The organism is Clostridium sp. MCC353, assembly GCF_018785315.1.
Lineage (GTDB): Bacteria > Bacillota > Clostridia > Lachnospirales > Lachnospiraceae > CHH4-2.
Genome location: NZ_WQPN01000025.1, coordinates 112,753 through 139,204 on the forward strand (window position 1 = coordinate 112,753; position 26,452 = coordinate 139,204).

The following is a 26,452-nucleotide window of genomic DNA, read 5'->3' on the forward strand; positions in this document are numbered from 1 at the left end:
ATCAACTCTCCTTTCTAGTCTTTAAATCTTCTTCGAACTTAACCGTATTAGCATAATATACAGTGATTATATAGATAGTATCTATTCCCATTCCAGCCACAACATGTATTACCTTTCCATTCACAGCATAGCCAAAAATCAGACAGCTCGGATGCGGATAATCTTCCGGGTAGTCTTCAATAATTTCTCCATGGGAAATGCAATTTTTTACATCAACCCTGCTTATATCCCGCTCCTGCATCCGCTCCAGGCAATGGGTTGACCATTTTATTTTTGATTCCTCAAAAAGTCTTTTCAATTCTTTGATATTCACCCTATGCCTACCTCCAGACCTATTTCCCCGTAATCTCTACCTTAATTCCATTATATTCAAATAGGTATGAAAATACAAGGTCATACTTTTTTAATTTACAGCTATTAGTTGGTTAGTATTCAGTTGTCTGCACCTCATTATTATTTTTATCACCATCTTTCACTTCTTCTAAGAATTAGTCATAAGTTATTTTTAATTCTCCTTTTTAAAACGCAAAAAGACCCCAAAAGCCATAACAGCCTTTGAGGTTTAAGTCCAACTAAAACCGAATCAGCCTAAATTCTCCCAATCCACGTTTTCCCCTGTAAATAAAGCAAAAGAAAAGCACCAGCCCCGCAGCTCTCAGTCTGCAAAACCAGTACTTTTTAATGCGCCTTCGGGGGCTCGAACCCCGGACAAATAGATTAAGAGTCTACTGCTCTACCAACTGAGCTAAAGGCGCTTATGCATATATTATTTAAGTGAAGCGAGAATAATTATAGTCCAACGCCGCAGAAAAATCAACCCTTTTTTTCTTTTTTTACATTTTTTTACACATTCCGCGCCCACAATGTCCCTATTTGCATCACCTTCCTGTCCAAAACCATGAGTTCAAACAGAAAAAACCGGTTACTCTCCGCGCTGAGCGTCCAGTTTTCCGTTCTACCGGAAAGACGGCTGCTGACAAATTGGCGGGTCAGACAGATTTTTTCATAAATCTGTCTGACCCGCCGTTTCATAACCGTGATCATCTTACTTTTCTCTCTTCCGCTTCCCCGCATTCAAAGCCTTTTCTGCTTCATCAAATGACTTTTTAAGTTTCAGCACCTGACGGTTTAACTCGATCTTATCCACGGTCGCCTGCGAAAGCTTTTTTGTAAGGTTATCCCGCATAGCCATAGCATCACCACTGTATCCGCTTTCTATTTATTATATGCCGGACACCTCTCTGGCTGCCACTAATTTGCAGATCGGTTTGCCTTCCGAAGCGAATTTTGTCTCGTACTCGGTCATCACATTGCCTTCCGCCATATGGCTGTGATGGAGATCCTTTGTACAGGCGAGAATCTTCCAGCCCGCCTGGGGAACGGATTCCAGGGAATAGTCAAACAGGCCTGTATTGTCCGTCTTAAATTCCACCAGACCGTCCTTTTTCAGTATCTGGTCATATACCTTCATAAACTCCGGGGATGTGAGGCGGCGTTTTGCATGGCGGTCTTTGGGCCACGGATCGGAAAAATTGAGATAAATCTTGGACACCTCACCCAGTTCAAAATACTCTGCCAGCTCCTTGGCATCCACGCACATAAAATACAGATTGCCCAGTTCCAGCTCCGCCCTCTTTTGAAGTCCCCGAAGCAGCACGCTGGAATACCGCTCAATTCCTATATAGTTAATATCAGGATTCATCCTGGCCAGTTCCATGATGAACTTTCCCTTTCCCATGCCGACTTCAATCTCGATGGGATTCTGGTTGCCGAACACTTCTTCCCAATGCCCTTTTTTCTCTTCCGGATTGTGAACCACATACGGGCTCTTCTCTATTTCCTCTTCAGCGCCTGGAATATGGCGTAGTCTCATAACGATTCCTCCAACTGTAATAATCTTCTAAATAAATGCCTTTGTCCATACATGTTCACATTCTACCATTGCACCGCTCCCATTGCAAGTTTTTGATAGTATTTACATTTATCTTACAAAGTAAAAATTTTACGTGCAGAAACGACAAATATCGAGTATAATCATGTTAGGTTAGACAGCAATTGTGCAAAGGAGGATATCTATGGCTAATGTAGATACAAGCAACAGTTGGGAAAAAATCCAAAAAGGGGTGAAAGAGACAGAGCGCCTCATTGGACAGAAACAGTATAATCTGGCTATGGTGAAAGCTCGTCAAACTCTTGAATACATGGTTCGGTGCCTTGGAGAAAAGGCATGTATCGTTGATGGTGATTTAAGCAGCACAATCGACGAATTATACCTCGGAAAGTGGATCACCAAAACAACTTCCGAACATTATCATAAAATCCGCATATTGGGGAATAAGGCGATTCATGAAGGCAGCGACAACGCATACGACGCAAACCAGGCGTATCATCTGCTTTCCCAGGAAGTTTATACATTTTCCAATGATTACCGCACCAAACGCAGGCCCACAGGCAGCGGCGGCGGTTCCAGATCGTCTAAGAGCAGAAGGAGACCGGCCCAAAAGAGCGGCCCGGCCATTAATCAGCAGTTGATTTTAAAGATTGTTATATTAATTCTCTGCATCGCATTTATCGCCGCGGTTATTAAGTTCATTAAACCGGGAAAAGACGAGGTTAAGGAAACTTCTACAGAACCCACAACCACAGTGCAGCAGGTAGAAACCACTCCGCCTGAGACGGAAAGCGTTCCGGTTGAAACTCTGGCAAAAGAAATTTATAAAACAACAGACACCCTGAACGTGAGAAAAGAACCGTCCACCAGCGCAGAAAAACTGGGGGTTCTGGCCGCCGGAACAGAGGTTACCTATAAAGGCGCCCATGATGACGAATGGGCAGTTATTGATTATAATGGCACGGAGGCCTATGTGGCCAGCCAGTATTTGACAAAAGAATAACTTTTTATTTCCATAAAAGAACGCCGGATAGATATCAGTATAACGATACTTATTCGGCGTTTTTGTCCGTAAGAAGATTGTTAAAAATTTATTTTTATATAAAATCACTATAGCATTTTTCACAAAAAGGAGTATTATGTTTAAGTAGTTCTTATATGATGTATAACTTCTTATTATATATGCATCATGAAACTATAAATCAGGCAAGGAGGGATAACTGTGGATAACGTCATCAACAAATTATCCGAAATCGAGCAGACCGCCGCTTCTATCATGGAGGCCGCTAATGCCCGCAAAAAAGAGTTCGCTTCTGAGATGGAAAAGAAAACTGCTGATTTCGATGCTGCCCTGGAAGCTGAAACCGCTAAAAAAGTCACTGATTTAAGAGCGCAGATGGAAACCACCATGCAGTCTAAGCTGGAAAAACAGCGTTCTGATGCCGAGGAAGTGCTAAAACACATGGAAGAAAGCTACCGCTTAAACCATCGTGCATATGCCAAAGAACTTTTTCAGGCTATGATAAAGGAGTAGCGTATGGGGAGCCTTTTATCTTACAGCGGCCTTACTACCAAGGTACGGGCCATGGAAAGCCATTTTATATCCGACGCCCAGTTTCATGAGATGTCATCATTGGAAACGGTTGCGGATGCGGTTGAATTCCTGAAGAAACAGCCCGCCTATGCGGCTATTTTCTCCGGCCTGGAGGACCAGGAACTTCACCGGGGCAAAATCGAAGAGCGGCTGGTGCTGTCCAAATATCAGGATTTCGCTAAACTATACCGCTTTTCCAATCTCTCACAGCGCAAATTTTTGGACCTTTATTTCATGCATTACGAAGTAGCGATCCTGAAACGATGTCTACGAAGCGCTCTGGATCACAGAGAACTTGATCTGGATTTGTCCATGTTCCACGATTTTTTTGAAAAACATTCCAATCTTGATCTTATAAAATTATACACTTCCCAAGACATGACAGAGCTGATCGCCAATTTAAACGGAACGCCCTTTTTTGACCTGCTCACCCATATAGAAAATACAGATTCACCCACGCTTTTTGACTATGAAATGCAGCTGGATCTTTTCTATTTCAAGACCATGTGGAAGATTAAAAACAAATATCTGTCCAAATCTGAACAGGCCATCCTCTCCCAGTGTTTCGGCGCAAAACTGGATCTTTTAAACCTTCAGTGGATCTACCGGTCCAAGAAGTATTATGAACTGGCTCCGGCCGATATCTACGCCCTTCTGATACCGATTTACCACCGCCTGAAAAAGGCCGACATCATCAGACTGGCTGAAGCCGACACCACAGAGGAGTTCTATTCCCTTCTTAAAAATACTTATTATGGGAATTTAAGCATTTCAAACCTTTCAGAATATCCCAATCTGGAAGAGCTGTATACAAAAGTTTTAGACCGGATTCACAAACTGACCCGTCAACGGAATCCGTATTCCATCGCTTCTTTAAACGCGTATCTTTACTTTAAGGAGCAGGAAATCAACAAAATTATAACGATTATAGAGGGGATACGTTATGGCCTGGAGCCCGCAGAAATCTATTCGCTGGCAGCCAGAAACTAGCAAAGGAGGTTTACACCCGTGATTGAAAAGATGAAATTCCTGAGTATCACCGGGCCCAAGGAAGATATCGACAGAGTTGTCGAGCAATACCTTTCCAAATATGAGATACATTTGGAAAATGCCCTGTCTGAACTCAAAACGGTAAAAGATTTAAGGCCTTATGTGGAGACAAATCCATATAAAACTATAAGCCAAAGGTCTGCCGAACTGTTGGGCTCGTTAAAGGATGCGCCTTCTGTCTCCGATGAAGATATGACAATAGAAGAAGCCGCCGGTTTCATAACCGATTTAGACAATAAATTAAACGGCCTGCTGGCACAAAAAGAGGATCTTCAGAATCAGATTGCCGTGCTCCAGGATTCCATGAATAAAGTAATACCGTTTACCGGTTTGAATTACGATTTAACTTCAATTCTCCATTTCCGCTATATTAAATTCCGGTTTGGACGGATTGCCCATGAATATTATGACAAATTTTACAACTATGTATATGACACCATTGATACGGTGCTCTGTAAATGCCTTGAGGACGATGATTATGTCTGGGCCGTTTACTTCGTTCCCGAAACCATTTCAGACCGCGTGGACGCGATCTACGCCTCCATGCATTTTGAACGTTTTTACCTTCCGGATGAATACGAAGGCACTCCCAGCGAAGCCGCCCATGTGCTGGAAGAAAAGATCAATACATTAAACAGATCAATAGACGGAATCGACGGCCAGATTTCACAGGCCCTCAATTCCCAGCGGGAAAAACTGGCAAAAGCAGATCAAAAACTGCAGAAATACGCTAAGAATTTTGACGTCAGGAAAATGGCGGCCTGCACAAAACAGCGGGAACATACTTTTTATATCTTATGCGGATGGATGCCTGCCAAAGAGGCAAAACAGTTCCAGAAAGAGATCTCCGATGATGAGAACACGTTCTGCATTGTGGAAACAGATGATAACAACATCATCAGCAGGCCGCCGACTAAGCTGAAAAATCCCAAGCTGTTCCGGCCATTTGAGATGTTCATCGGCATGTACGGACTTCCCGCTTACAACGAAATAGACCCGACGATCCTGATCGGCATTACCTACTCCTTCCTCTTCGGATTCATGTTCGGAGATGTGGGCCAGGGATTGTGCCTGCTTTTAGGCGGCCTTTTGCTGTACCGGTTTAAAAAGGCCAGCCTGGCAGCTATCATTTCCTGCTGCGGGTTCTTTTCCACCATCTTCGGATTCCTGTTCGGAAGCGTTTTCGGTTTTGAAACGATCCTGGACGCCGTGTGGTTAAGGCCAAAAGAAGCCATGACACAGCTCCCATTTATCGGAAACCTGAACACAGTCTTTGTGGTGGCAATCGCCCTGGGTATGGGGATCATCATGATGACAATGGTTCTCAATATTATCAACAGCCTTCATTCTAAAGATAAAGAAAAGGCTTATTTTGACACAAACGGCATAGCCGGACTGGTTTTCTACGCCAGCCTGGTATTAACCGTAATCCTTTACATGACAGGCAATCCGCTGCCTGCCACCATCATTTTGGTGGTCATGTTCGTCATTCCTCTGATTGTGATTTTCTGCAAGGAACCGTTAACCGCCCTTGTTGAGAAAAAAGCGGAAGTCATGCCCAAGGAAAAAGGCATGTTCTTCGTACAGGGATTTTTCGAATTATTTGAAGTCCTGCTCAGTTATTTTTCAAATACACTGTCCTTTGTCCGTGTGGGCGCGTTCGCAGTCAGCCATGCGGCCATGATGGAAGTGGTTCTGATGTTAGGCGGTGTGGAGGCCGGGAATCCCAACTGGCTTGTGGTTATTTTAGGAAATGTATTCGTCTGCGGCATGGAGGGACTGATCGTCGGCATCCAGGTGCTCCGTTTGGAATACTATGAACTGTTCAGCCGTTTCTACAGAGGCACCGGACGTGCATTTAAACCATACGGCAAAAATGTTTCCGCAAAAAATTAATTACGGCTTCTGAAATCCAGGCCGGAAGAGATTCTTTATTAAATCAAACTAAATGAAAAGGAGTATTTATCATGAGTTTATTAGTTAAAATCACATTAGCTGCTGCATTAATCCTCAGCATCGTTGTTCCATTCGGCGCATTTGCATTTGGTGAAAAGACAAAGGGACGTTATAAAAAAGCATTGGGCATCAATATCTTCTTATTCCTTGGAACCATCGCCGTATCCAGTATATTCATGTTCTCAGGCGATGCGGTTGCTGCTGAAACCACTGCCGCCGCCGCTAACAGCGTTGCTGGCTGGGGGTATCTGGCCGCCGCTCTTTCCACCGGACTGGCTTGTATCGGCGGCGGTATTGCCGTATCTGCCGCCGCGTCCGCTGCTCTTGGCGCAATCAGTGAAGACGGTTCCATTCTTGGTAAATCATTGATCTTCGTAGGTCTTGCCGAAGGTGTTTGTCTGTACGGACTGATCATTTCCTTTATGATCTTAGGTAAACTGTAATCTATGAAGATGTATTTAATCAGCGACAACATCGACACCTATACAGGCATGCGCCTGGCCGGGGTGGAAGGCGCTGTCGTTCATGAACGGGCTCAGTTAAAAGAAGAACTGGATAAGGTCCTGGCCGATAAAGAAATCGGAATTGTATTGCTGACTGAAAAATTTGGCAGGGAATTTCCCGATCTCATTGACAATGTCAAGCTGGAACGGAAACTGCCTCTGATCGTCGAGATACCGGACCGACATGGCACCGGCCGCAAGCCGGACTTTATCACTTCCTATGTTAACGAAGCCATCGGCTTGAAATTATAAGAAAGAAGGTGAACGTCTTGACTACTGAGGAAAAATTAGAGCATTTTCAAAGCTTTTGCGTGGAAGATGCCAGGAACAGAAGTGCAAAGATGTTAGATGAATATATGAGCGCTCTGGAACAGACATTTGCCGAGCACCAGGAAGACGCCAAACGTCATGCCCAAATGCAGCTTCAATCGGAAACCGAGAAAATAGAACGTGAAATCAACAAAAAGCTTTCCATTGAACAGATCAACATCAAGCGCACCCTCGGCCATAAAAATGACGAACTGAAAGATAAGCTTCTGGTGGAAGTAAAAGATATGCTGGAACGCTTTATGGACACTCCCGACTATCAAAAACTTCTGGAAGCCCAGGTCGCCTATGCAAAAAAGGTGGCAGGGGACGAGGAATTAGTGATCTACATGGACCCTGTGGATGAAGATAAAGTCCGCCGGACCGCCTTTCATCAGAATATGAACATCAAGGTCAGCGAATACTCCTTTATGGGCGGCACAAGGGCTGTAATTCCCTCTAAGAATATTCTGATTGACAACTCCTTTCAGGCGAAGCTTGAAGAGGTAAAGCAGAATTTCAAATTCGATTTCGGAGGTAAGATCCATGGCTAAAACTGGGAATATCTACGGCATCAACGGCCCCATTGTCCATATCAAAGGCGATGTGGGATTCCAGATGCATGAAATGGTTTATGTAGGAAATCAGAACCTGGTGGGCGAAGTGATCGGACTGACCTCTAAAGACACCACCATAGAAGTTTATGAAGAAACATCAGGCATTAAACCGGGCGAACTGGTAACCGGAAGCGGTTCTCCTGTTTCCGTAACCCTGGCTCCCGGAATCCTGAATAACATATTTGACGGTATTGAACGTCCCCTCAGCGAAATCGCACGCACCGGCGGAGCTTATATCAGCCGCGGCGTCTCCGTTGATTCCTTGGATATGGATCGGTTATGGGATGCGAAAATCGTCGTTAAGGAAGGCGACAGGCTCTTTCCCGGCGCTATAATCGCGGAAGTACCCGAAACGCCAGCTATTGTACACAAAGTAATGCTTCCTCCCGATGTGGAGGGATTTGTAATGAAAACCGTTCCGGACGGAAAATATAAAATAAGCGATGTTTTAATCACAATCCAGCAGCCCGACGGCACGGAAAAGGAACTCACCATGATTCAGAAATGGCCCATCCGCGTTCCAAGGCCCACTGCCAAAAGATACCCGGCCACAGTTCCGCTGATCACAGGCCAGCGAATCCTGGATACCCTGTTCCCCCTGGCAAAGGGCGGCACCGCTGCAGTTCCCGGCGGTTTCGGTACAGGAAAAACCATGACCCAGCACCAGATCGCCAAATGGTCTGACGCCGACATCATCATCTACATCGGCTGCGGCGAGCGCGGCAACGAAATGACCCAGGTTCTGGAAGAGTTCAGCGAGTTGATCGACCCCAAATCAGGCAATCCCCTGATGGACCGCACCACGCTGATCGCCAACACCTCCAACATGCCCGTAGCCGCCCGTGAAGCCAGCCTTTACTCCGGTCTGACCCTGGCTGAATACTACCGCGATATGGGATACGACGTTGCCATCATGGCGGATTCCACTTCCCGCTGGGCCGAGGCCCTCCGCGAGATTTCAGGCCGTCTGGAAGAGATGCCTGCCGAGGAAGGTTTCCCCGCTTATCTGGCATCCAGGCTATCGGCCTTCTATGAGCGCGCCGGAATGATGCAGAATTTAAACGGCACAGAGGGTTCCGTCACCATCATCGGGGCGGTTTCCCCTCAGGGCGGCGATTTCTCCGAGCCGGTCACACAGAATACCAAGCGTTTTGTACGCTGTTTCTGGGGTCTTGATAAGGCTCTTGCCTATGCAAGACATTTTCCGGCCATCCAGTGGCTGACCAGTTATTCGGAGTATTTATCCGACCTCTCGTCCTGGTATACGGAACATGTGGATAAGAAATTTATCGATTACCGCAATCAGATGGTCTACATCCTGACCCAGGAAAGCGGCCTGATGGAAATCGTAAAGCTGATCGGCAGCGACGTGCTTCCGGACGATCAGAAACTGATCCTGGAAATCGCAAAGGTCATCCGCGTGGGCTTCCTTCAGCAGAACGCATTCCACAAAGACGATACCTGCGTTCCGCTGGAAAAGCAGTTTAAAATGATGGATGTGATCCTCTATCTGTATAAGAGATCCCGTTCCCTGATTTCCATGGGAATGCCCATGTCCGTGCTAAAGGAAGACCCCATTTTTGACAAAATCATTTCCATCAAATATGATGTTCCCAATGACAGGCTCGATATGCTGGATGATTACAAAAAAGCCATCGACAAATATTATGACGATGTGGTGGAACGCAATGCATAACCAGAAGGGAGAAGTTTATAATGGCAATTGAATATTTAGGTTTAAGCGCGATTAACGGACCCCTGGTAGTGCTGGAAGGCATACAGGGAGCCGCATTCGATGAAATTGTAGAAATGACTGTGGCCGGCACAGAAAAGAAGCTGGGCCGCATCGTTGAAATCTATGATGACAAAGCCGTCATCCAGGTATTTGAAGGGACGGAAGGAATGGCCCTCAGAAATACCCACACCCGCCTGACCGGGCATCCTATGGAAATCGGCGTGTCTGAGGATATGTTAGGCCGTACCTTTAACGGCATCGGCGCTCCGATTGACGGCCTTGGAGAAATCAAAGCGGAAAAAATGCTGGATGTCAACGGACAGCCCTTAAACCCGGTAACCCGTGAATATCCGCGTAACTATATCCGCACCGGCATTTCAGCCATTGACGGTTTAACCACTCTGATCCGGGGGCAGAAGCTTCCAATCTTCTCAGGAAACGGCCTTCCCCACGACCAGCTTGCCGCACAGATCGTACAGCAGGCGTCATTAGGGGAAAATTCCGATGAAGAATTCGCCATCGTATTTGCCGCCATGGGCGTTAAATATGATGTGGCTGAGTTCTTCCGCAGAACCTTTGAAGAGAGCGGCGTTTCTTCCCACGTAGCCATGTTTATCAACCTGGCAAATGACCCGGTTGTGGAGCGTTTGATCACTCCGAAAGTGGCTTTAACACTGGCTGAATATCTGGCATTTGAAAAGAGCATGCATATTCTGGTCATTTTGACCGATATGACGTCATTTGCGGAAGCCATGCGTGAAGTCTCATCCTCCAAAGGTGAGATTCCATCCCGAAAAGGCTTCCCCGGCTATTTATATAGTGAACTGGCCACCATCTACGAGAGGGCGGGAATCGTAAAGGGAGTGAACGGGTCTGTCACCCAGATTCCGATCTTAACCATGCCCAATGACGATATCACCCATCCGATCCCCGATCTAACCGGTTATATCACAGAAGGGCAGATCGTTTTGGACCGCCAGTTGCAAGGGCAGTCCATTTATCCCCCGATCAATGTTCTGCCGTCCCTTTCCCGTTTGATGAAAGACGGCATCGGCGAAGGATATACCAGAAAGGATCATCAGGACGTGGCTAACCAGTTATTCTCCTGCTACGCAAAGGTGGGGGACGCCAGGGCGCTGGCCTCGGTAATCGGTGAAGACGAGTTGTCTCCTATCGACAAGAAATACCTGATTTTCGGCAAAGAATTTGAAAAAAGATTTGTGGGCCAGTCCCAGCATGAAAACCGTACCATCATAGAGACACTGGATATCGGCTGGGAGCTCTTAGGGCTGCTTCCACGGGAAGAACTGGACCGTATCGATACCAAGGTTCTGGATGTATATTATAAGCCCACGACACCGCAGGCCGCAGAAGAGTAAGGATGGGGCGTGTAAAAAAACGCTCCGGCATGGAGGTATTTTATGAATCCAAATTCATTTCCTACTAAAGGTAATTTAATACTGGCAAAAAACTCTCTGGCTCTGGCCCGTCAGGGTTATGGCCTGATGGATAAAAAGAGAAATATCCTGATCCGCGAACTCATGAACCTGATCGATGAGGCCAAAGGCATCCAGTCTGAAATCGATGTGACCTTCACAGAGGCCTATAAGGCCCTCCAAAAGGCCAACATCGAGCTGGGCATCAACTATGTGCAGGAAATCAGCGCCTCCGTCCCAATTGAACGCGGAATCAGAATCAAGGCCCGCAGCATCATGGGTACGGAAATCCCGCTGGTCCAGCATGAGGATGCGCCCATGGATTTAACCTACGCCTATTACAGCACCCGGGAATCTCTGGACGAAGCGAGGGCGAAATTCGAAAAGGTAAAGGAGCTGACGATTAAGCTTTCCATGGTTGAAAACTCCGCTTACCGCCTTGCCAATAACATCAAGAAAACGCAGAAAAGGGCAAACGCGCTGAAGAATATCACTATTCCTACGTATGAAGAACTGACAAAGAGCATTACCAATTCTTTGGAGGAGAAGGAACGGGAGGAGTTTACCAGGTTGAAGGTGATTAAGAGGACGAAGGAGAAAAACAGCGGAACATGATTTTAACATCACCCCTCAAGGCATTTTCGAAAATGCCTTGAGGGGTGATGTTTCTTTTATTACTTTATTCCATATTTATTCATCCATCTCCAAAGCGTCACCTTGCTGATCCCCAGTTCATCCGCTACATCCTGCCGGTTCCCATGATATTTTTCCAGAAGATTGAGAACCTTCTGTCTGCCAGAATCTGTTTCCGTCTCGGCTGTGGCCGGTATTTCCTGGCTTTTTATCAGTTCCATTTCCCGGAGCAGATCGATGACCATGGTTTCATTTATGACTCTGGAATTGGAAAATAAGATTAATTTTTCACAGAAGTGATCCAATTGCGTCAAATTTCCGAACCAGGGATATCCAATCATGTAATTTCTGGCCCCTTTTGTGAGGGTGAAGAATCTGGAGTATTTATTAGCATATAAATCAAAGTAGGTATCGATGGCCTTTATTAGGTCTTCCTTCCGCTCCCTAAGGGGCGGTATCTCTATCATAAGCCCCATGAGCGTATAAAATAATTCTGCCTGGAACCGGCCATTCTCCGCCAGAGCTTTTAAATCTTTTGTTCCCGTCGCCAGAACTCTGGCATTGAGCAGCATCGGTCTGTCATCCGCTTCTTCCATCAGATAATTATAGGTCAGCACATCATACAGCCTGGATTGGTTCTGCATACTTAAATATTCAATATTTAAAAGCAGCAGCACGCCGTTTTGAGCGCGCTTAACTGCGCTGACATAATTTGATGCAGGATTTTTTCCGAATATCACTTTGGCCTGTTCTTCTTCCGTCAGGTTTCTGCAGTCAACGCAGACCATGGGACCGTTCCTGTTCAAACTGCTCATATAGATACTGTGAGCCAGTTCTTTCTTCTCCGTACCCGCCTCCCCCAGGATCAAAATTGGATTTCTCGACTGTAAATAGACCTTTGCCAGGTGGATGCACTGCTGCATCTTGGAAGAGCTGCTGAAAAATTTATCAAAATAATTCCGTTCCGCAGGCTGCATATCCGTCTGATACGGATTTCTCACGCTCTTTTGAACCAGACAGCAAAAGACCATCATGCCCTCTACCATCTCTTCCACAATAACTGGCACCATCATAAAATTAACCGTGTTATCGTCCATAATGGTATATGTGCTGTAGACGGCCTGCCCCTTTCCTAATACCTGCTCGATTTCCTGCTGCTCTATGGGCGGAAATATCTGCCGGATCTTTCTGCCCACAATTTCCTTTTCTTTTTTCCTGAGAAGCGTTTGAAAAAATGTATTGATGGTCGTGATCTCCCCGGTTCTGTCTGTCCTCAAAATGCCTGTAAATGAATTATCCAACAGCGCTTTTATCTGGGCGTTGCTCTTCTTTTCCACGTCAATGGCGTATTTCATCATCATTGCCACACGAAATGCCTCCCGCAGTCCATCCTGCGTCAGCGCAACATGTACGCTTGGAATCCCATAGTTGCCTGCGGCCTCCACCATAACATTGCTGCCGCCGATAATCACATCCGTGCGGCGCTCCACCACTTGATCCAGCAGCAGTTTAATGTCCATATCCGGATATACAATATAGCTTTCAATTTCCGCATCGTACAGCTCCCCCAAGTGGGTGATATCCGGCAGCATATCGGCATTGACAATGATAGCGATTTTCGGATATTCCAATTTGGAAAGTTTTTTGGCTTTCCTGATGAGAATCCCCAGTTCCTGCACCGTAATCCGGATATCCACCACCGGGACCGAAAGATGCTGCTTGAGATACATGGCCTGATTTCCCCGGGCAATAATGACGTCAGCCCCATCGTCCACCGCATTCCTAGCCTCCTGAACCACCACAGATGTGTCCACCTGCTTTACTATATCAATCTCATATTCCTCATTTTTTAAAAGCTTTGATGCTTCTGCAACCATCTCCGGTTTTGCCAGAAACAGAACAATTTTACCCATATTTTATCCCTTCTCAGACGTTTTTGCCCTTTCCTCAGGCTGATAACTTCCAGCCTGATAACTTTTAGTCTGATAACTTTCAGCTTGATAACCTCTTGAAGTTTATTATAAAGTGCCAATGCCCTAAGATCAAGAATGCAAATTATCACAAGTACCACAGCGGACGCTTGTATTTACTGCGATACCAGAGCGCGTTTGAAAATAGCTTTGAAACAAAAACAGCTATCCTCTGTGTCAAGACAGAGGATAGCCTATAACTATAAATAACCTTGTTTTCCGAAGCGCAGATACCGGGCTCTCCAATATCCCAGCGCCAGTACTAGTACTACAGCATATTTTCCTTAATATAATCCCAGTTCAGCACATAACCCAGGCCCGGACGCTCCGGCACATGGATATAGCCTTCATGATCCATATAATCAATGGTTTCCAGCAGCCACGGCGGCATGGTGTCAAATTCCAGGAAGGGATGCAGCAGACCGCGCTCATAATATTTTCCTGGAACCGTCATGGCCCCCATAAACTGGATCGTATCCGCACCGCCGCCGTGCACTTCCAGAGGCATTCCGTTCATTTCACACAAATGCAAAATCTTCATCATGGGTGTAATTCCACCTACGTCCGTCATTCCGGCCCTTACAATATCGCAGGCTTTGCTGCGGATCCACTCCGCTCTCACCTGCCCTTTTCCATGGGCTGTTTCCGGGCCGCAGATTGACAGATGAGGCAGTTTTTCCGTCAGCCATCTGTAGGATTCAATGTCATACTCGTCCATGGGCTCTTCCATCCATTCAAATCCCAGGCGCTCCAGTTCCCTGCCGATATACAGAGCCTGTTCCCTGGTATAGTTATGGAACGGGTCTAAAAACAACGGCATTTTGTCCCCAACCGCCTCTCTGACGGCGCGGCAGGCGTCCAGATCTTTTTCTACGTCAGGCAGGCCTGCAATTTCATTATCCGCCCATTTTTCATCCATCCAGGTATGAAGTTTAATGCCCTGATATCCCCGTTTTACCAGTATTTTTGCATACTCTGCATAGGCCCCAGGCGTGTCCAGTCCGCCGGGGATATCATCTCCTACCATAATGCTTCCATAAGCCGGCACCCTGCGGCGGTGGCCTCCCAGAATCTGGTAAACCGGCATATTCACCGCTTTTCCGAAAATATCCCAAAGGGCAACATCCACCACCCGCACGATCTCATCCCCGATGGGCGTCGATCCGCCGATCCGCTGCATTCTGAATATTTTTGCGAAAATTCTTTCCCTGCAGAACGGATTTTCCCCAATCAGAATGGGCTTAATTTTTTGAATGGCTGCCAGGAGGGAACTTCCTGTCCCGGCTAACTGGTAGCTGGCCATTCCTCTGTCGGGAAGGGCTGTTTCGTCAAACTGCTCCGTGGGAGTCTGCCAGATATCTGCCGAAAGATACTGTCCAGTAATCCCTTCATCCGTTTCAATTTCCAGAAGAGATACCATGGAATCCCTTTTTTTGCATGGATGGGTATGTCCGTCTTTATCCGCTCCCAGCCAACTGTCTTTTCTAAATGTAATTACATGAACATCCGTTATTTTCATATTCTTATCTCCTTTACCAGTGACAGTTCAGACCCGGCATCAGGCTGAACCGTCTCTTTACATCACTGCTTGGTTTCCTTGTTTCGCCTGTTTTCCGCTCTTTATGTACCTCATAATATTAATGATAAAGAATACTGCGGATAAAATAATAAATACCGTTGCCAGAGGATAATCAAAAAATGCAATCAGGCTGCCGTCTGTGGCCTGAAGCCCGCGGCGGAGGTATTTTTCCAGATATCCCCCTAACAGAAATCCCAGAAGCAGCGGAGCCTGGGGATAGTCCACCAAATCCAGGCATTTTCCGATAATTCCTGCAATCAGAAACACATAAATCTCAAAAACACGGGAGTTATTGGAAAACGCACCTACTACACATAATACCATAATGACCGGCATCAGGATATACTGGGGCAGATCCAGCATTTTTACTATGTATTTCAAACATAAAAACATGATCAGAATCATGGCGCAGGACGCCAGGGTCATGGATGCGAAAATGGAATAGACCACATCCCCGCTGTTTTTCAGCAGAAGAGGCCCCGGCTGCAGCCCGTGAATGGTCATTGCCCCCAACAGGATTGCCGTAACTCCGTCTCCTGGAATTCCAAGGGTTAAAAGGGGCACCATGGCTCCGCCTATGGTTGCATTATTGGCCGTTTCCGTTGCCACAACTCCGTCCACGCAGCCTGTCCCAAATTTCTCCGGGTGCTTTGATACGCTTTTTACCGTCCCATATGCCATCAGCCCCGATGTGGTTCCCCCGATTCCCGGGAGAATTCCGATTCCGATTCCCACTACCGCGGAAATGATCATATTTTTAATCTGCAGAATAACTTCTTTCAGCGAAACTCCAAGCCCTTTGATCTTTACATTGTTCACCGCTGCTTTCGGCGTTTTCTTTCCTGCCGTCAAAACTGTTGCAATGGCGAAAACACCGACACACATAGGTGTGATGGAAAGCCCGGTCCGCAGCTGTCCGAACCCGAATGTAAACCGGGAAATCCCATCCACAGGGGTGGTTCCGATCATTGCCAGAGATAAGCCGATAAAGATGGAAATATACCCCTTCAACATGCTTTTTCCGGCCAGCATGGTTACCAGAACCAGTGCGAACAACACAACGCTGAACATTTCCACAGAGCCAAAATTAACCGCAATGCTGGCTATGATGGGGGCGATAAACATCAGCGCAAAAATACTGATTAATGTACCGATAAAAGATGCGATAATCGCCATGCCCAGCGCTTTCCCGCCTTCGCCGTTTTTCGTCATCGGATACCCGTCAAAGGTTGTGGCCAGAGCCGCTCCCGTTCCGGGAATACCCAGCAGAATCGCGGATACCAATCCCCCTGACTGGCCTCCGATATACAGCGCCATCAAAAATGCAAATGCAGAGTATTTGCCCATTCCATAAGTCGCCGTCAATCCAAGAACCACCGCAATGGTTCCTGAAATTCCCGGAAGCGCTCCGCATATAATGCCGAAAGCAGTTCCTCCCAAAATCAGGAACAGATTGAGGGGCGTAATGACATTGACATAACTTTCAATCATTTGACTAACCATAAACTCTCCTTTCTGCCTGTAATACCTATGGAAGCATGATCTTAAATCCGTAGCGGAAAATGAAATAAATGCCTACGGAAAAGAGGACAGTCAAAATGCCGATAACAATAAGGTTCCTGTTTTCCTTCGAAGAGTACGCCATCATCGCAGTGAACAGATACACCGCGCTGGGAATCACAAATCCAATCTGCCCAATCAAAAATACATAGAGCACGCACATAACCAGCATGGACACCTCATAATGGGTTCTGACCGATGCCACAAAACGCTGCCGGAAATCCCCTTTTTCCACAGATTCCCGTCTTACGTCCCCCGCTTCTGTTACAGGTCCGGCCGGTTCCTGCTCCACGTCCCGCCAGGCCCGGAATAGTGTAATACAGCGGTCAATCAAATAAACAGCAATCAAAACTAACCCGCAGCCCGAAATAATTCTTGCATAACCATTTGATCCCAGGGAATCAAAATTGCTTTGTTTTAAGGAAAATGAGCTGATGAATTGATACAAAAGCCAGCTCCCAAAGATAACCGGCACGAAAAACTCTTTGACACCGCCGTTTTTCTTCAACACTTCACGAAATTTCATCCGGTTTCTTCCTTTCTTACTGCATCATGGATTTATAGGGCATGATGGAATCCAGCCAGTCGTTCATGGTCTTGGTCGCCGTTTCACAGTCTTCATAAGTGGCGTGGAAACTTAACGCATCCAGTTTTTCCGCAACTTCCGGGTTCTGCAGAACTTTTTCCAGCGCGCCGTTAAACTTATTCACGATATCATCCGGTAAATCCTTCTGTCCCCAGAATCCCATGATCTGGCCGCCCCAGACAAAATCCAATCCCTGCTCTTTACATGTTTCAACCTCAGGAGCCAGAGGGTTACGTTCCTCTCCGTAAACGCCCAGCATACGGAAATCGCCGCTTTCCACATAGCTGGCCGCTCCGCCTACGCCCAGGAAAATCATGTCCAGTTTGCCGCCCAAAAGCCCGGTAATGCGTTCGGAATCAGAACCGTAATCCAGGTATTTCAACTGGCCCCCAACCGAATCTTCAAACATCTTGGCCTGCAGGTAAGAGCCGCCCCCTGTCTCCACGCCGATACGGACCGTTTCCGGGTTTGCATTGATATCATCCACTAAATCCTTGAGCGTCTCATATTTGGAATCAGACCGCACGCAGATTGCACCCGGGAAATCCCTCATTGTCACATTCATGGCTTTCATCACGTCGGTAGCCACGTAATCAACCGCACCGGTCAGGTTCGCCGTCATCATGGTATTGTGGAAATACATGAGTGTATAGCCGTCTGCCGCCGCATCCATCATAGATGCCGCTGCAATACCGCCGGAACCGCCCGGCTGATTGACAATGACGAAGGATACTCCCAGTTCTTTTTCCATATATTCCGCCAGAATACGGCAGGTATTGTCTGTACTGCCACCTGCAGACGCAGGTACATATACTGTAATTGCCTTGTCCGGCCACTCTTCTTTCTTCTCAGTTTTGGAGCACCCGGCCATAGAAAGGGCTAAAACTCCTGCTAATCCCATAGCTAATACTTTTTTTAATTTCATACGTTCCTCCTATTTTTACTGCTGATTTTTTGCTGCTTATGGTTCCATATGATATAATTCGACAGTTGAAAAATCTATGGTATTTTTTTATAAAAAAGAAACTTTTAGGTAATCGAAACGCACAAAGTTACTTTTTATGAAATTATTTATTTCTTATCTTATTTTTTATGCAATTATTTGTTTCACTTTTTGTGCTTGCGCCCACATACGGAAACAATTCCTGCCCTTTTGAAGAGTGCCAAAACAACAGCGGAACAAGCTGGCCGAAGGAACAGGATCATCCGGTGATTTTCCCCATTGCGCCGTTCCCTGCAATATGATAAAGTGTATTTTGTATATTAGTAAAAAGAAACAAGGCGGTTCCCTATGTCCAAATGTGAAAAATCCATTCTCACAGTCCTGTGCATGATCTATCAAAACGATAAAATCCTGCTGCAAAACCGTGTAAAAGAAGACTGGAAGGGCTATACCTTCCCCGGCGGCCACGTAGAAAAGCAGGAATCCTTCGTTCAGGCCGCAATCCGGGAAATGAAGGAAGAAACCGGCCTAACGGTCAAATCCCTGCGCCTCTGCGGCGTCAAACAGTTTCAGACTGACGCGGACGAACGATATATCGTCCTGTTGTTTAAAACCAATTGTTTTGAGGGAACTCTGACCAGCTCAGATGAGGGCGAAATGGTCTGGATTGACCGCAGCCGTCTTGGGGAATATCCCCTTGTGGATGATTTTATGGAGCTTTTAGAGGTATTTGATTCCCCTGATATCAATGAGTTTATGTATGAACACCGTCCCGGAACTGATGAATGGCCGGTAAAACTCTATTAGGGGCGCACAAACCAACAAATTTCAGAAGGGTAACATGATGAAAATAAACATGACTCTGTTTTTCTTAATAGAAATGGTCGGCACCATAGCCTTTGCATCCTCCGGCGCCATGGTTGCCATAAAAAAACAACTGGATCTTTTAGGCGTGATCGTGCTCGGGGTCACTACGGCTGTTGGCGGCGGAATGCTTAGGGATATTCTGATCGGAAACATACCTCCAAACCTGTTTAAAAATCCTATTTATGTATTGGTTGCATTTCTGACGGTAATCCTACTGTTTATAATCGTCCGGATGAACCAAAAGATTCTGGACAGCCATTCTATTGAAACCTATGAAAAAGTGATGAACATTTTTGACGCGGTGGGGCTGGGCGCATTTACCGTGGTCGGCATAGACACCGCAATTGAAAGCGGCTATGGGGATTACACCTTTTTAATCGTATTTCTGGGCGTGCTCACCGGGGTGGGCGGCGGCATTTTACGTGATATTATGGCGGGACAAACCCCTTATGTGCTCAGAAAACATGTATATGCCTGCGCATCCATTGCCGGCGCTTTGGCCTATACATTTCTGCTTAAACGGACCCATTCTAACGCGGCGATCCTGCTCAGCGCATTTCTGGTGGTGCTGATCCGCCTTCTGGCCACACACTACTGCTGGAATCTGCCTACGGCAACCAAAAAGCGAAAGGACTTGGAATCATGAAAATCATTCAATATTTTTTAGGCATACTGGCGGCATTCTGTCTGATGATTGTACTGCTGATCACTTCCGTAGAGGCGGTGGCCTACTGGACGCCGGGCTATTATGAAAAGGAATACGCAAAATACAATGTGACGGAAGATGTTCACATGGAAATGGAGGATCTTCTGGACGTCACCCATGAAATGATGCAGTTTTTAAGGGGTGACAGGGAAGACCTGCACGTTATGACAATTGTAAATGGACAGGAGCGGGAATTTTTTAACCAGCGGGAAATCGCTCATATGGAAGATGTAAAAGGGCTTTTTGTGGGCGCCCTCGTCCTGCGCCGGATCTGCCTTTTGACTGCCGCCGCATGCATTTTGGTCATGTTTTTGCTGAAAGGCAGCGCAAAGAAAATCTTACCCAGAACATTATGCGCGGGAACCGGACTGTTTTTTGCCGTTTTACTGCTGCTGGCCGGGATTATATCCACGGATTTCAACAAATATTTTGTAATTTTCCATGAGATATTCTTTAACAACGACCTGTGGATTTTAGATCCTGCCACAGACCTGTTAATCAACATTGTGCCGGAACCATTTTTTATGGACACAGCCGCCCGGATTGGTATCACATATGGCATTTCCGCCGCTGTGCTTTTCCTGGTCTGCCTGTATTTTATACTCCGGGACAAAAAGAACAGACACTGACAGATAAAAGGCTTTTCATAGATTACGCCGTTCACTCAATATGCGTCCGGCGCGAAATATGAAAGCCTTTTTGTCTTTACTTGTTTCCAAAAATGGCATATACTGTTGATCAGACACCTTGTTCCAAAATTTATTTTCAAAATATGGAGATTAATAATAGATGAAGAAATTTCTAACCTTGTTTTTATGCCTGTGCCTTCTCACAGGTATATTTCCCCTGACAGCGTTTGCCGCACCTGAATGGACGGAGAATGTTTCAATCGAAGCCGAAGGCGGTATCGTAATCGATGCGGATACCGGGACTGTGATCTACGGCAAAAACATACACCAGACCTATTTTCCGGCCAGCATCACGAAGATACTGACAGCGCTCCTTGTGATTGAAAACTGCGATCTGGACGAAACCGTCACATTTTCACAAAATGCCGTCTATAACGTGGAGTCCGGGAGCAGCAATATGAGCATGGAAACCGGGGACGAGCTGTCCGTCCGGGACTGTCTCTACGGTCTGATGCTGCAGTCCGCCAACGAGGTGGCCAATGCCCTGGCGGAACATGTGGCCGGTTCCATGGAAGAATTCGCTGTCATGATGAATGAAAAAGCCGCCTCGTTGGGCTGCGTGGACTCCAACTTTGCAAATCCCAGCGGCCTGAATAACCCGGATCATTATACTTCGGCCTATGATATGGCCCTGATTTCAAAGGCCGCTTTTGAGAATCCGACCTTCGTGGAGATCGATTCCACCACCTATTACGATATTCCCAAAACCATCCGGAATACGGAGGGACGCACCATCTACGCCCATCATTCCATGTTGAAAAAGAATGATTCCCGCTATTATCCCGGTGTCATCGGCGGCAAAACAGGATATACTTCCCTGGCCGGAAACACCCTTGTGACCTGTGCAGAACGGGACGGGATGAAGCTGATTACCGTCATTTTAAACGGCCATCAGACCCATTACGCGGATACCAAAGCGCTGCTGGATTTCGGATTTGAGAACTTTCAGTCTCTCAGGATTGCGGATCATGAAACCACGTTTACTTCCCTGGAAAATGATATGACCATCGCCGGTCTTCCCAGCAGTAATCTGGCTGCCATTTCCATCGATAAAGATGCCCACATTACCCTGCCTAAAAGCTCTTCATTTTCCGATGCCTCATCCTCCATAAGCTTTGATATGAAGCCTGGGGATCCGGAAAATGCCATAGCAAAAGTTTTATACAAATATGGATCCCGTACGGTTGGAACCGCCTATCTGATGGTGAACCGGCCCGTGGTGTCCGAACCTGCTCCAGCCCGGGAACCCGGATCCGAACCGGCCTTAACGGCGGCTGAGACGCAGCCGGAAACACAGCCGATGATAATCACCACCCCCGCGCCGGCAGAAACGGAACCGGTTGCAAAGCCTGCAAAAGAGCCTGTATCCTTTGCCGTCCCATCCGTTGTATGGACAATTTTAGGCGTGATCGCGGCATTGGCGGTAATTGCCGGCATCATCGCCGCAATTAAAATCTATCAGGAAAAAAAGGAAGAACAGGCGCGTCTCATCCGACGTCAGAAAAGGCTGAAACGGTTTCAGGACGCCGGTTATTCTGCCACTGAATTTGATATGATATTGGAACAAAGGCGGTCGTCTTATACGACGAAGCGCAAAAAACGCCGCCGCAAGAAATTTCCGTTTTTTAAATAAACCAAAGGGGGGGATCCCATGAGCCGGCGGGTTTTGCTCAGGAATACAATCACCACGACTATATTTTTAATTATCGCAACGATAATCGCCTCCATATTTTTTTACTGTACGCGGAGAAATACCACTACCATTGCAATCATCTATATGCTGGCCGTCACATTTGTGGCCAAATATACGGATGGGTACGTTCCAGGTATTATCGCCTCTTTAGTGGGCGTAATCTGCGTCAATTATGTATTCACATTTCCTTTCATGGAACTGAATTTCACCATTGACGGATACCCGATGACATTTATTGGAATGATGTTTATTTCAAGCACCACCAGCACGCTGACAACCCATTTAAAGGAGCAGAACAGGATCATCAATGAGAGGGAAAAACTGCTTATGGAAGCGGAAAAGGAAACCATGAGGGCCAATCTCCTGCGGGCCATTTCCCATGATCTTCGGACGCCCCTGACAAGCATTATCGGCACCGCTTCCACTTATCTGGAAAACAGTGAGAAATTAAACGTGAAAGAAAAGGACGCCATGGTTTCCACCATCTGTGAGGATGCAAACTGGCTTCTCAACATGGTGGAAAACCTTCTGTCCGTCACGAGAATTAAAGATGACAACATGAAGGTCAATAAAACGGAGGAACCCCTTGAAGAGGTGGTGTCCGAAGCGGTCATGCGGTTACGCAAACGCCTTCCGGAAGCTCAGGTTCAGGTGAAAATTCCCGATGATTTCATCATGATACCCATGGACGCCACGCTGATCGAACAGGTCATCATCAACCTGCTCGAAAATGCGGTCTATCATTCGGAATCCACAAAACCCATTGATTTTTATGTGGATATCCACAATGATTTCGTATACTTCCACATTAAAGACTATGGACAGGGGATCAAAGAGGACTTGCTTGGAACCATCTTTGACGGTTATAATACAAGCAGCAACAGCAGCAGCGATTCCCATAAGGGGATGGGCATCGGCCTTTCTATCTGCAAAACCATTATCATGGCCCATCATGGAGAAATCCATGCGTCCAACCATCAGGACGGGGCGGAATTTACATTTTCCCTGCCATTAAAGGACAATGAGGAACGAAATAACAAAACTAAAGATTGAATCGCAGGTTTGTGAAAAACAGTCGTGACGGTTTATTTTTCACCCCAAATTTGTGCCGGAGCCACAAATTTGAATCGCAGCTTAGAATCTGGCATTCTCAGCGCGTGCCTGCGCAGCGCAATATTTACACAACTACGCTCCGGCATGGAGGATTGACATGGCTCATAAATTTACAGTACTCATCATTGAGGATGAAAAGAACATCTGCAATTTTATAGAAACCACGGTTACAAATAACGGCTACAAAGCTGTAACCGCATTTACCGGAGCGGACGGGCTCTCACTTGCCGCGTCCTGCTGCCCGGATCTGATTCTTTTAGACCTTGGGCTGCCGGACATTGACGGAATGGAGGTCATCCGCACCATCCGCCGGTCCTCCAATATGCCGATCATCGTGATTTCCGCCCGCACACAGGAAAATGAAAAAGTCAATGCGCTGGATCACGGGGCGGATGACTATATCACAAAGCCATTTGGAACGCCGGAACTTCTGGCCCGCATCCGCACCGCTCTGCGCCATACCAATACGGTGGCAGGTTCTGCCAATGCCAACATCTACTCTGTAGACGGCCTGACCATTGATTTTGAAAAGCGTCTGGTGACTGTGGACGGCAGGGAAGTCCATCTGACGCAGATTGAATATAAACTGATCTGCCTGCTGGCGAAACAGCCCGGCAAAGTGCTCACTTATGATTATATATTAAAACAGATTTGGGGGCCGTTTACGGATACCAATAACCAGATTCTGCGGGTGAATATGGCCCATATCAGAAGAAAACTGGAGGCAAATCCAGCTGAACCCAAGTATATATTTACGGAGATAGGCGTGGGATACCGGATGAAGGAATGATGTATTTACATGAGACGACGTTTTTTTTAACATAAAGGGTGAAGGCATTTCGCGAAATGCCTTCACCCTTTATGTTAAATCTGCTTTTTCCTTATCCTGCTCAAACGGTTTTTCATATTCCGTTTTTTCCTGACTTCTTCCTTTTTATCCATGACCTGACGGGCGCCTTCTTCCCCGACAATCTTTATCGTTTTAACCGCATAGATTTTCTCATCATCCGTCTTCTTCATACGGATCTTGCCTCTTAAAAATCCATGTTCCGGGCAGACTGCCAGGCAGAAATAAACTTTCTGGTTCACAGAAAACCAGCGGACTTTTTTCCGCAGCATGCGTCTGCACTGAAAACACACCATATCCGTAACCGTTTTATCTTCCAGCGCCTCTTCTTTGCTCTCAAATGTTCTGGAAACGTATTTTGAGTAGTCGGGAAATACCAGATAAATCTCTTCCGCCCTGCACTGAGGCACCCGGAAATAATCCAGAGAAATATATGGCTCCATCTCGCTAAAATCCAGATAAGCCATCACCTTTCCCGTATAGTAGGCATCATCCAGCGCCCTGTGAAATGGCCGCTCTTCCATAATACCCATCTCAGCCACTGCGGTGTCCAAAGAAACCCTCACCTTGCCATAACCGAATCTCAAACTGTACAGCTTCTGAATATCATAGTAATATAATGGCATAGGAAATGGAATCTCCATCCCGTAATAGACCATATTTCTCTGCAGTTCAGTCAAATCCATCGGCCCCCAGGTACAAAATACCGGCTCATCTTCACACCAGTCTAAAAACTCCTGCACCACACAAGCGAAATCCTCCCCTTGTTCCTTCAGCTCCTGGATATCCATATGGGTCACTTCCGATATCATATAGTGCATCTCTTTATAGACCTGAGGTTTCACCAGCTTGTGAAACTCATCCAATACCCGGAATGTTTCATCCAGTTTCACCGCGCCGATCTCAATGATCTCAAATGGAAAGTTCTCTATGGAACCCTCTTTTCCTTGTGGACTTTGATTCCACTCTAAGTCAAATACAATATAAGTCTTCATAATATTTGATTATATCATATATTAGAGCATTTGCCTATTGAAAATCATTCCAGCAGAAATCCGGCAGAAATCATGTAACAGTACATGTATAAATGCGGGATTTTTATTTTCATTGCCGGTTGACACGGTAATTCATTTACACTAAACTAAAACCATCTAACGCATTGAAAGGAGGCAGACCTATGAGCACTATTGATTTACACATGCATTCCATCATCAGCCTTGACGGCGAGTTTACTCCTGCCCAATTAGCAAAATTATGTTATGACAGCAATCTTAAAACGGCAGCCCTCACCGACCATAACTCTGTACGGGGCGTCAGTGAAATGACACAGGAAGCTTTAAAATACGGAATTCAGATAATACCCGGAATTGAGCTTGACTGTACCTGCCAGGATTTAGACCTTCACCTTCTGGGATATGGAATTGATATTACGGATAAAAGATTTGAGAAAAATGAACGCCAGATCCTGAAGCAGAAACAAGCCGGATCGGTACAGACAATGGACCTCCTTCTCCAGGCCGGTATCGCTTTTGATCCTGAAAAAGTCATGGCGTTATCCAGAGACGGGGTGGTGATCGGCGAAACAATCGCAGAAGTTGCCCTGGAAGATGAACGCAACTTCAGTAACCCGATGATGAAACCATACTATCCGGGCGGCAGCCGGAGCGACAATCCTTATGTCAACTTTTTCTGGGATTTCTGCTCTCAGGGGAAAATAGCGTTTATCCCGGTTTCTTACATAACGGTTGAAGAGGCCATTGAACTGGTTCGAAGCGCCGGAGGTGTCTCCGTAATCGCTCATCCGGGAGCAACGGTGAAACATGATGAGGAAAAAATCGCCCACATGGTTGAATGCGGGGTATCCGGTATCGAGGTTTACAGCAGCTACCATTCAGACGAGGACATCCGGTATTACCGGGAAATCGCCGAAAAATATCACCTGGTTCAGACAATGGGAAGCGATTTCCATGGAAAAACCAAACCGGCTGTCCGTCTGGGCGGAACGAACTGCGATGGGGTGGGGACTTTAGATTTTAAACTTGGGATTTAATTGAGGAAGTTACGCAGGAAAGCGGGGAGAGCGGACGGCGGGACAGAGGACCGGGGAGCGGTACCGGGGAAACCAACGATACAGGGGTCTGATTCCAACCGTTAAGTGGAACTAAGGCTTTCAGCAGG

At 46.4% G+C, this 26,452-nt stretch carries 27 protein-coding genes and 1 tRNA gene; 17 read left to right on the forward strand and 11 right to left on the reverse strand.

Annotated features, from left to right (window positions below; all coding sequences use genetic code 11):
• Position 1: 1 nt before the first annotated feature.
• The 5 genes from GPL15_RS06660 to trmB form a co-directional block, all read right to left on the reverse strand.
• On the reverse strand, positions 2-313 hold the full coding sequence (locus tag GPL15_RS06660; RefSeq protein ID WP_215697234.1) for a DUF4258 domain-containing protein: 312 nt from the start codon (positions 311-313) through the stop codon (positions 2-4).
• Positions 314-682: 369 nt separating this feature from the next.
• Positions 683-755: transfer RNA gene (locus tag GPL15_RS06665), tRNA-Lys, on the reverse strand.
• Between the two features lie 88 nt (positions 756-843).
• A complete protein-coding gene (locus tag GPL15_RS06670) occupies positions 844-1,044 on the reverse strand; it encodes a hypothetical protein (RefSeq protein ID WP_215697235.1) in 201 nt (66 codons plus the stop codon).
• A gap of 1 nt (position 1,045) precedes the next feature.
• Positions 1,046-1,192: a hypothetical protein gene (locus GPL15_RS06675; protein WP_215697236.1), complete on the reverse strand. Its 147-nt coding sequence runs from the start codon at positions 1,190-1,192 to the stop codon at positions 1,046-1,048.
• Between the two features lie 30 nt (positions 1,193-1,222).
• Positions 1,223-1,873 (reverse strand): tRNA (guanosine(46)-N7)-methyltransferase TrmB, encoded by a 651-nt coding sequence (gene trmB / locus GPL15_RS06680; RefSeq protein ID WP_215697237.1) that lies wholly within the window; start codon positions 1,871-1,873, stop codon positions 1,223-1,225.
• Between the two features lie 202 nt (positions 1,874-2,075).
• Between trmB and GPL15_RS06685 the strand changes: the two genes are divergently transcribed.
• The 10 genes from GPL15_RS06685 to GPL15_RS06730 all read left to right on the forward strand — a co-directional run bounded on the left by GPL15_RS06685 (position 2,076) and on the right by GPL15_RS06730 (position 11,703).
• On the forward strand, positions 2,076-2,894 hold the full coding sequence (locus GPL15_RS06685; RefSeq protein ID WP_215697239.1) for an SH3 domain-containing protein: 819 nt from the start codon (positions 2,076-2,078) through the stop codon (positions 2,892-2,894).
• Positions 2,895-3,113: 219 nt separating this feature from the next.
• Entirely contained in the window at positions 3,114-3,425 is a 312-nt protein-coding gene (locus tag GPL15_RS06690; protein ID WP_215697241.1) for an ATPase, read from the forward strand.
• A gap of 3 nt (positions 3,426-3,428) precedes the next feature.
• On the forward strand, positions 3,429-4,475 hold the full coding sequence (locus GPL15_RS06695) for a V-type ATPase subunit (protein WP_215697243.1): 1,047 nt from the start codon (positions 3,429-3,431) through the stop codon (positions 4,473-4,475).
• An 18-nt stretch (positions 4,476-4,493) separates the two neighbouring features.
• The gene (locus GPL15_RS06700; protein WP_215697245.1) at positions 4,494-6,431 is read left to right on the forward strand and encodes a V-type ATPase 116kDa subunit family protein; all 1,938 of its coding nucleotides are present in this window, start codon (positions 4,494-4,496) and stop codon (positions 6,429-6,431) included.
• Between the two features lie 71 nt (positions 6,432-6,502).
• Positions 6,503-6,934, forward strand: a complete 432-nt coding sequence (locus GPL15_RS06705; RefSeq protein WP_215697247.1) for an ATP synthase subunit C — start codon at positions 6,503-6,505, stop codon at positions 6,932-6,934.
• Positions 6,935-6,937: 3 nt separating this feature from the next.
• A complete protein-coding gene (locus tag GPL15_RS06710; protein WP_215697249.1) occupies positions 6,938-7,246 on the forward strand; it encodes a V-type ATP synthase subunit F in 309 nt (102 codons plus the stop codon).
• Between the two features lie 89 nt (positions 7,247-7,335).
• On the forward strand, positions 7,336-7,854 hold the full coding sequence (locus tag GPL15_RS06715) for a V-type ATP synthase subunit E (RefSeq protein WP_346344909.1): 519 nt from the start codon (positions 7,336-7,338) through the stop codon (positions 7,852-7,854).
• The gene (locus GPL15_RS06720; protein ID WP_215697253.1) at positions 7,847-9,613 is read left to right on the forward strand and encodes a V-type ATP synthase subunit A; all 1,767 of its coding nucleotides are present in this window, start codon (positions 7,847-7,849) and stop codon (positions 9,611-9,613) included. The genes GPL15_RS06715 and GPL15_RS06720 overlap by 8 nt, the downstream gene beginning before the upstream one ends.
• A gap of 20 nt (positions 9,614-9,633) precedes the next feature.
• Positions 9,634-11,031, forward strand: a complete 1,398-nt coding sequence (locus GPL15_RS06725) for a V-type ATP synthase subunit B (RefSeq protein ID WP_215697254.1) — start codon at positions 9,634-9,636, stop codon at positions 11,029-11,031.
• Between the two features lie 42 nt (positions 11,032-11,073).
• A complete protein-coding gene (locus GPL15_RS06730; RefSeq protein ID WP_215697256.1) occupies positions 11,074-11,703 on the forward strand; it encodes a V-type ATP synthase subunit D in 630 nt (209 codons plus the stop codon).
• A gap of 59 nt (positions 11,704-11,762) precedes the next feature.
• Here GPL15_RS06730 and GPL15_RS06735 read toward each other — a convergent pair whose 3' ends face one another.
• The 5 genes from GPL15_RS06735 to GPL15_RS06755 all read right to left on the reverse strand — a co-directional run bounded on the left by GPL15_RS06735 (position 11,763) and on the right by GPL15_RS06755 (position 18,341).
• Positions 11,763-13,634, reverse strand: a complete 1,872-nt coding sequence (locus GPL15_RS06735) for a PrpR N-terminal domain-containing protein (protein ID WP_215697258.1) — start codon at positions 13,632-13,634, stop codon at positions 11,763-11,765.
• 325 nt (positions 13,635-13,959) lie between these two features.
• On the reverse strand, positions 13,960-15,210 hold the full coding sequence (locus GPL15_RS06740) for an enolase C-terminal domain-like protein (protein ID WP_215697259.1): 1,251 nt from the start codon (positions 15,208-15,210) through the stop codon (positions 13,960-13,962).
• Between the two features lie 57 nt (positions 15,211-15,267).
• Positions 15,268-16,773: a tripartite tricarboxylate transporter permease gene (locus tag GPL15_RS06745; protein ID WP_215697261.1), complete on the reverse strand. Its 1,506-nt coding sequence runs from the start codon at positions 16,771-16,773 to the stop codon at positions 15,268-15,270.
• Positions 16,774-16,798: 25 nt separating this feature from the next.
• On the reverse strand, positions 16,799-17,356 hold the full coding sequence (locus GPL15_RS06750) for a tripartite tricarboxylate transporter TctB family protein (protein WP_215697263.1): 558 nt from the start codon (positions 17,354-17,356) through the stop codon (positions 16,799-16,801).
• A 16-nt stretch (positions 17,357-17,372) separates the two neighbouring features.
• Positions 17,373-18,341 carry a tripartite tricarboxylate transporter substrate binding protein gene (locus GPL15_RS06755; RefSeq protein WP_215697265.1) on the reverse strand — a complete coding sequence of 323 codons (969 nt, stop codon included), beginning with the start codon at positions 18,339-18,341 and terminating at the stop codon, positions 17,373-17,375.
• A 366-nt stretch (positions 18,342-18,707) separates the two neighbouring features.
• Here GPL15_RS06755 and GPL15_RS06760 point away from each other — a divergent pair, with 366 nt between their 5' ends.
• The 6 genes from GPL15_RS06760 to GPL15_RS06785 all read left to right on the forward strand — a co-directional run bounded on the left by GPL15_RS06760 (position 18,708) and on the right by GPL15_RS06785 (position 24,217).
• Positions 18,708-19,166 (forward strand): 8-oxo-dGTP diphosphatase, encoded by a 459-nt coding sequence (locus tag GPL15_RS06760; RefSeq protein ID WP_215697267.1) that lies wholly within the window; start codon positions 18,708-18,710, stop codon positions 19,164-19,166.
• A 34-nt stretch (positions 19,167-19,200) separates the two neighbouring features.
• Positions 19,201-19,872, forward strand: coding sequence for a trimeric intracellular cation channel family protein (locus GPL15_RS06765; RefSeq protein ID WP_346344910.1), 672 nt, complete (start codon positions 19,201-19,203; stop codon positions 19,870-19,872).
• On the forward strand, positions 19,869-20,561 hold the full coding sequence (locus GPL15_RS06770; RefSeq protein ID WP_215697268.1) for a TIGR01906 family membrane protein: 693 nt from the start codon (positions 19,869-19,871) through the stop codon (positions 20,559-20,561). The genes GPL15_RS06765 and GPL15_RS06770 overlap by 4 nt, the downstream gene beginning before the upstream one ends.
• A gap of 160 nt (positions 20,562-20,721) precedes the next feature.
• Positions 20,722-22,254, forward strand: coding sequence for a D-alanyl-D-alanine carboxypeptidase family protein (locus tag GPL15_RS06775; RefSeq protein ID WP_215697270.1), 1,533 nt, complete (start codon positions 20,722-20,724; stop codon positions 22,252-22,254).
• 18 nt (positions 22,255-22,272) lie between these two features.
• The gene (locus GPL15_RS06780; protein WP_215697272.1) at positions 22,273-23,367 is read left to right on the forward strand and encodes a DUF4118 domain-containing protein; all 1,095 of its coding nucleotides are present in this window, start codon (positions 22,273-22,275) and stop codon (positions 23,365-23,367) included.
• 157 nt (positions 23,368-23,524) lie between these two features.
• Complete coding sequence (locus GPL15_RS06785) at positions 23,525-24,217, forward strand: response regulator transcription factor (RefSeq protein WP_215697274.1); 693 nt, start codon at positions 23,525-23,527, stop codon at positions 24,215-24,217.
• A gap of 74 nt (positions 24,218-24,291) precedes the next feature.
• Here the strand turns inward: GPL15_RS06785 and GPL15_RS06790 are convergent, their stop codons facing one another.
• A complete protein-coding gene (locus GPL15_RS06790) occupies positions 24,292-25,269 on the reverse strand; it encodes a 3'-5' exonuclease (RefSeq protein WP_215697276.1) in 978 nt (325 codons plus the stop codon).
• Positions 25,270-25,451: 182 nt separating this feature from the next.
• Between GPL15_RS06790 and GPL15_RS06795 the strand changes: the two genes are divergently transcribed.
• Entirely contained in the window at positions 25,452-26,324 is an 873-nt protein-coding gene (locus tag GPL15_RS06795; RefSeq protein ID WP_215697278.1) for a PHP domain-containing protein, read from the forward strand.
• The last annotated feature ends 128 nt before the right edge of the window (positions 26,325-26,452 follow it).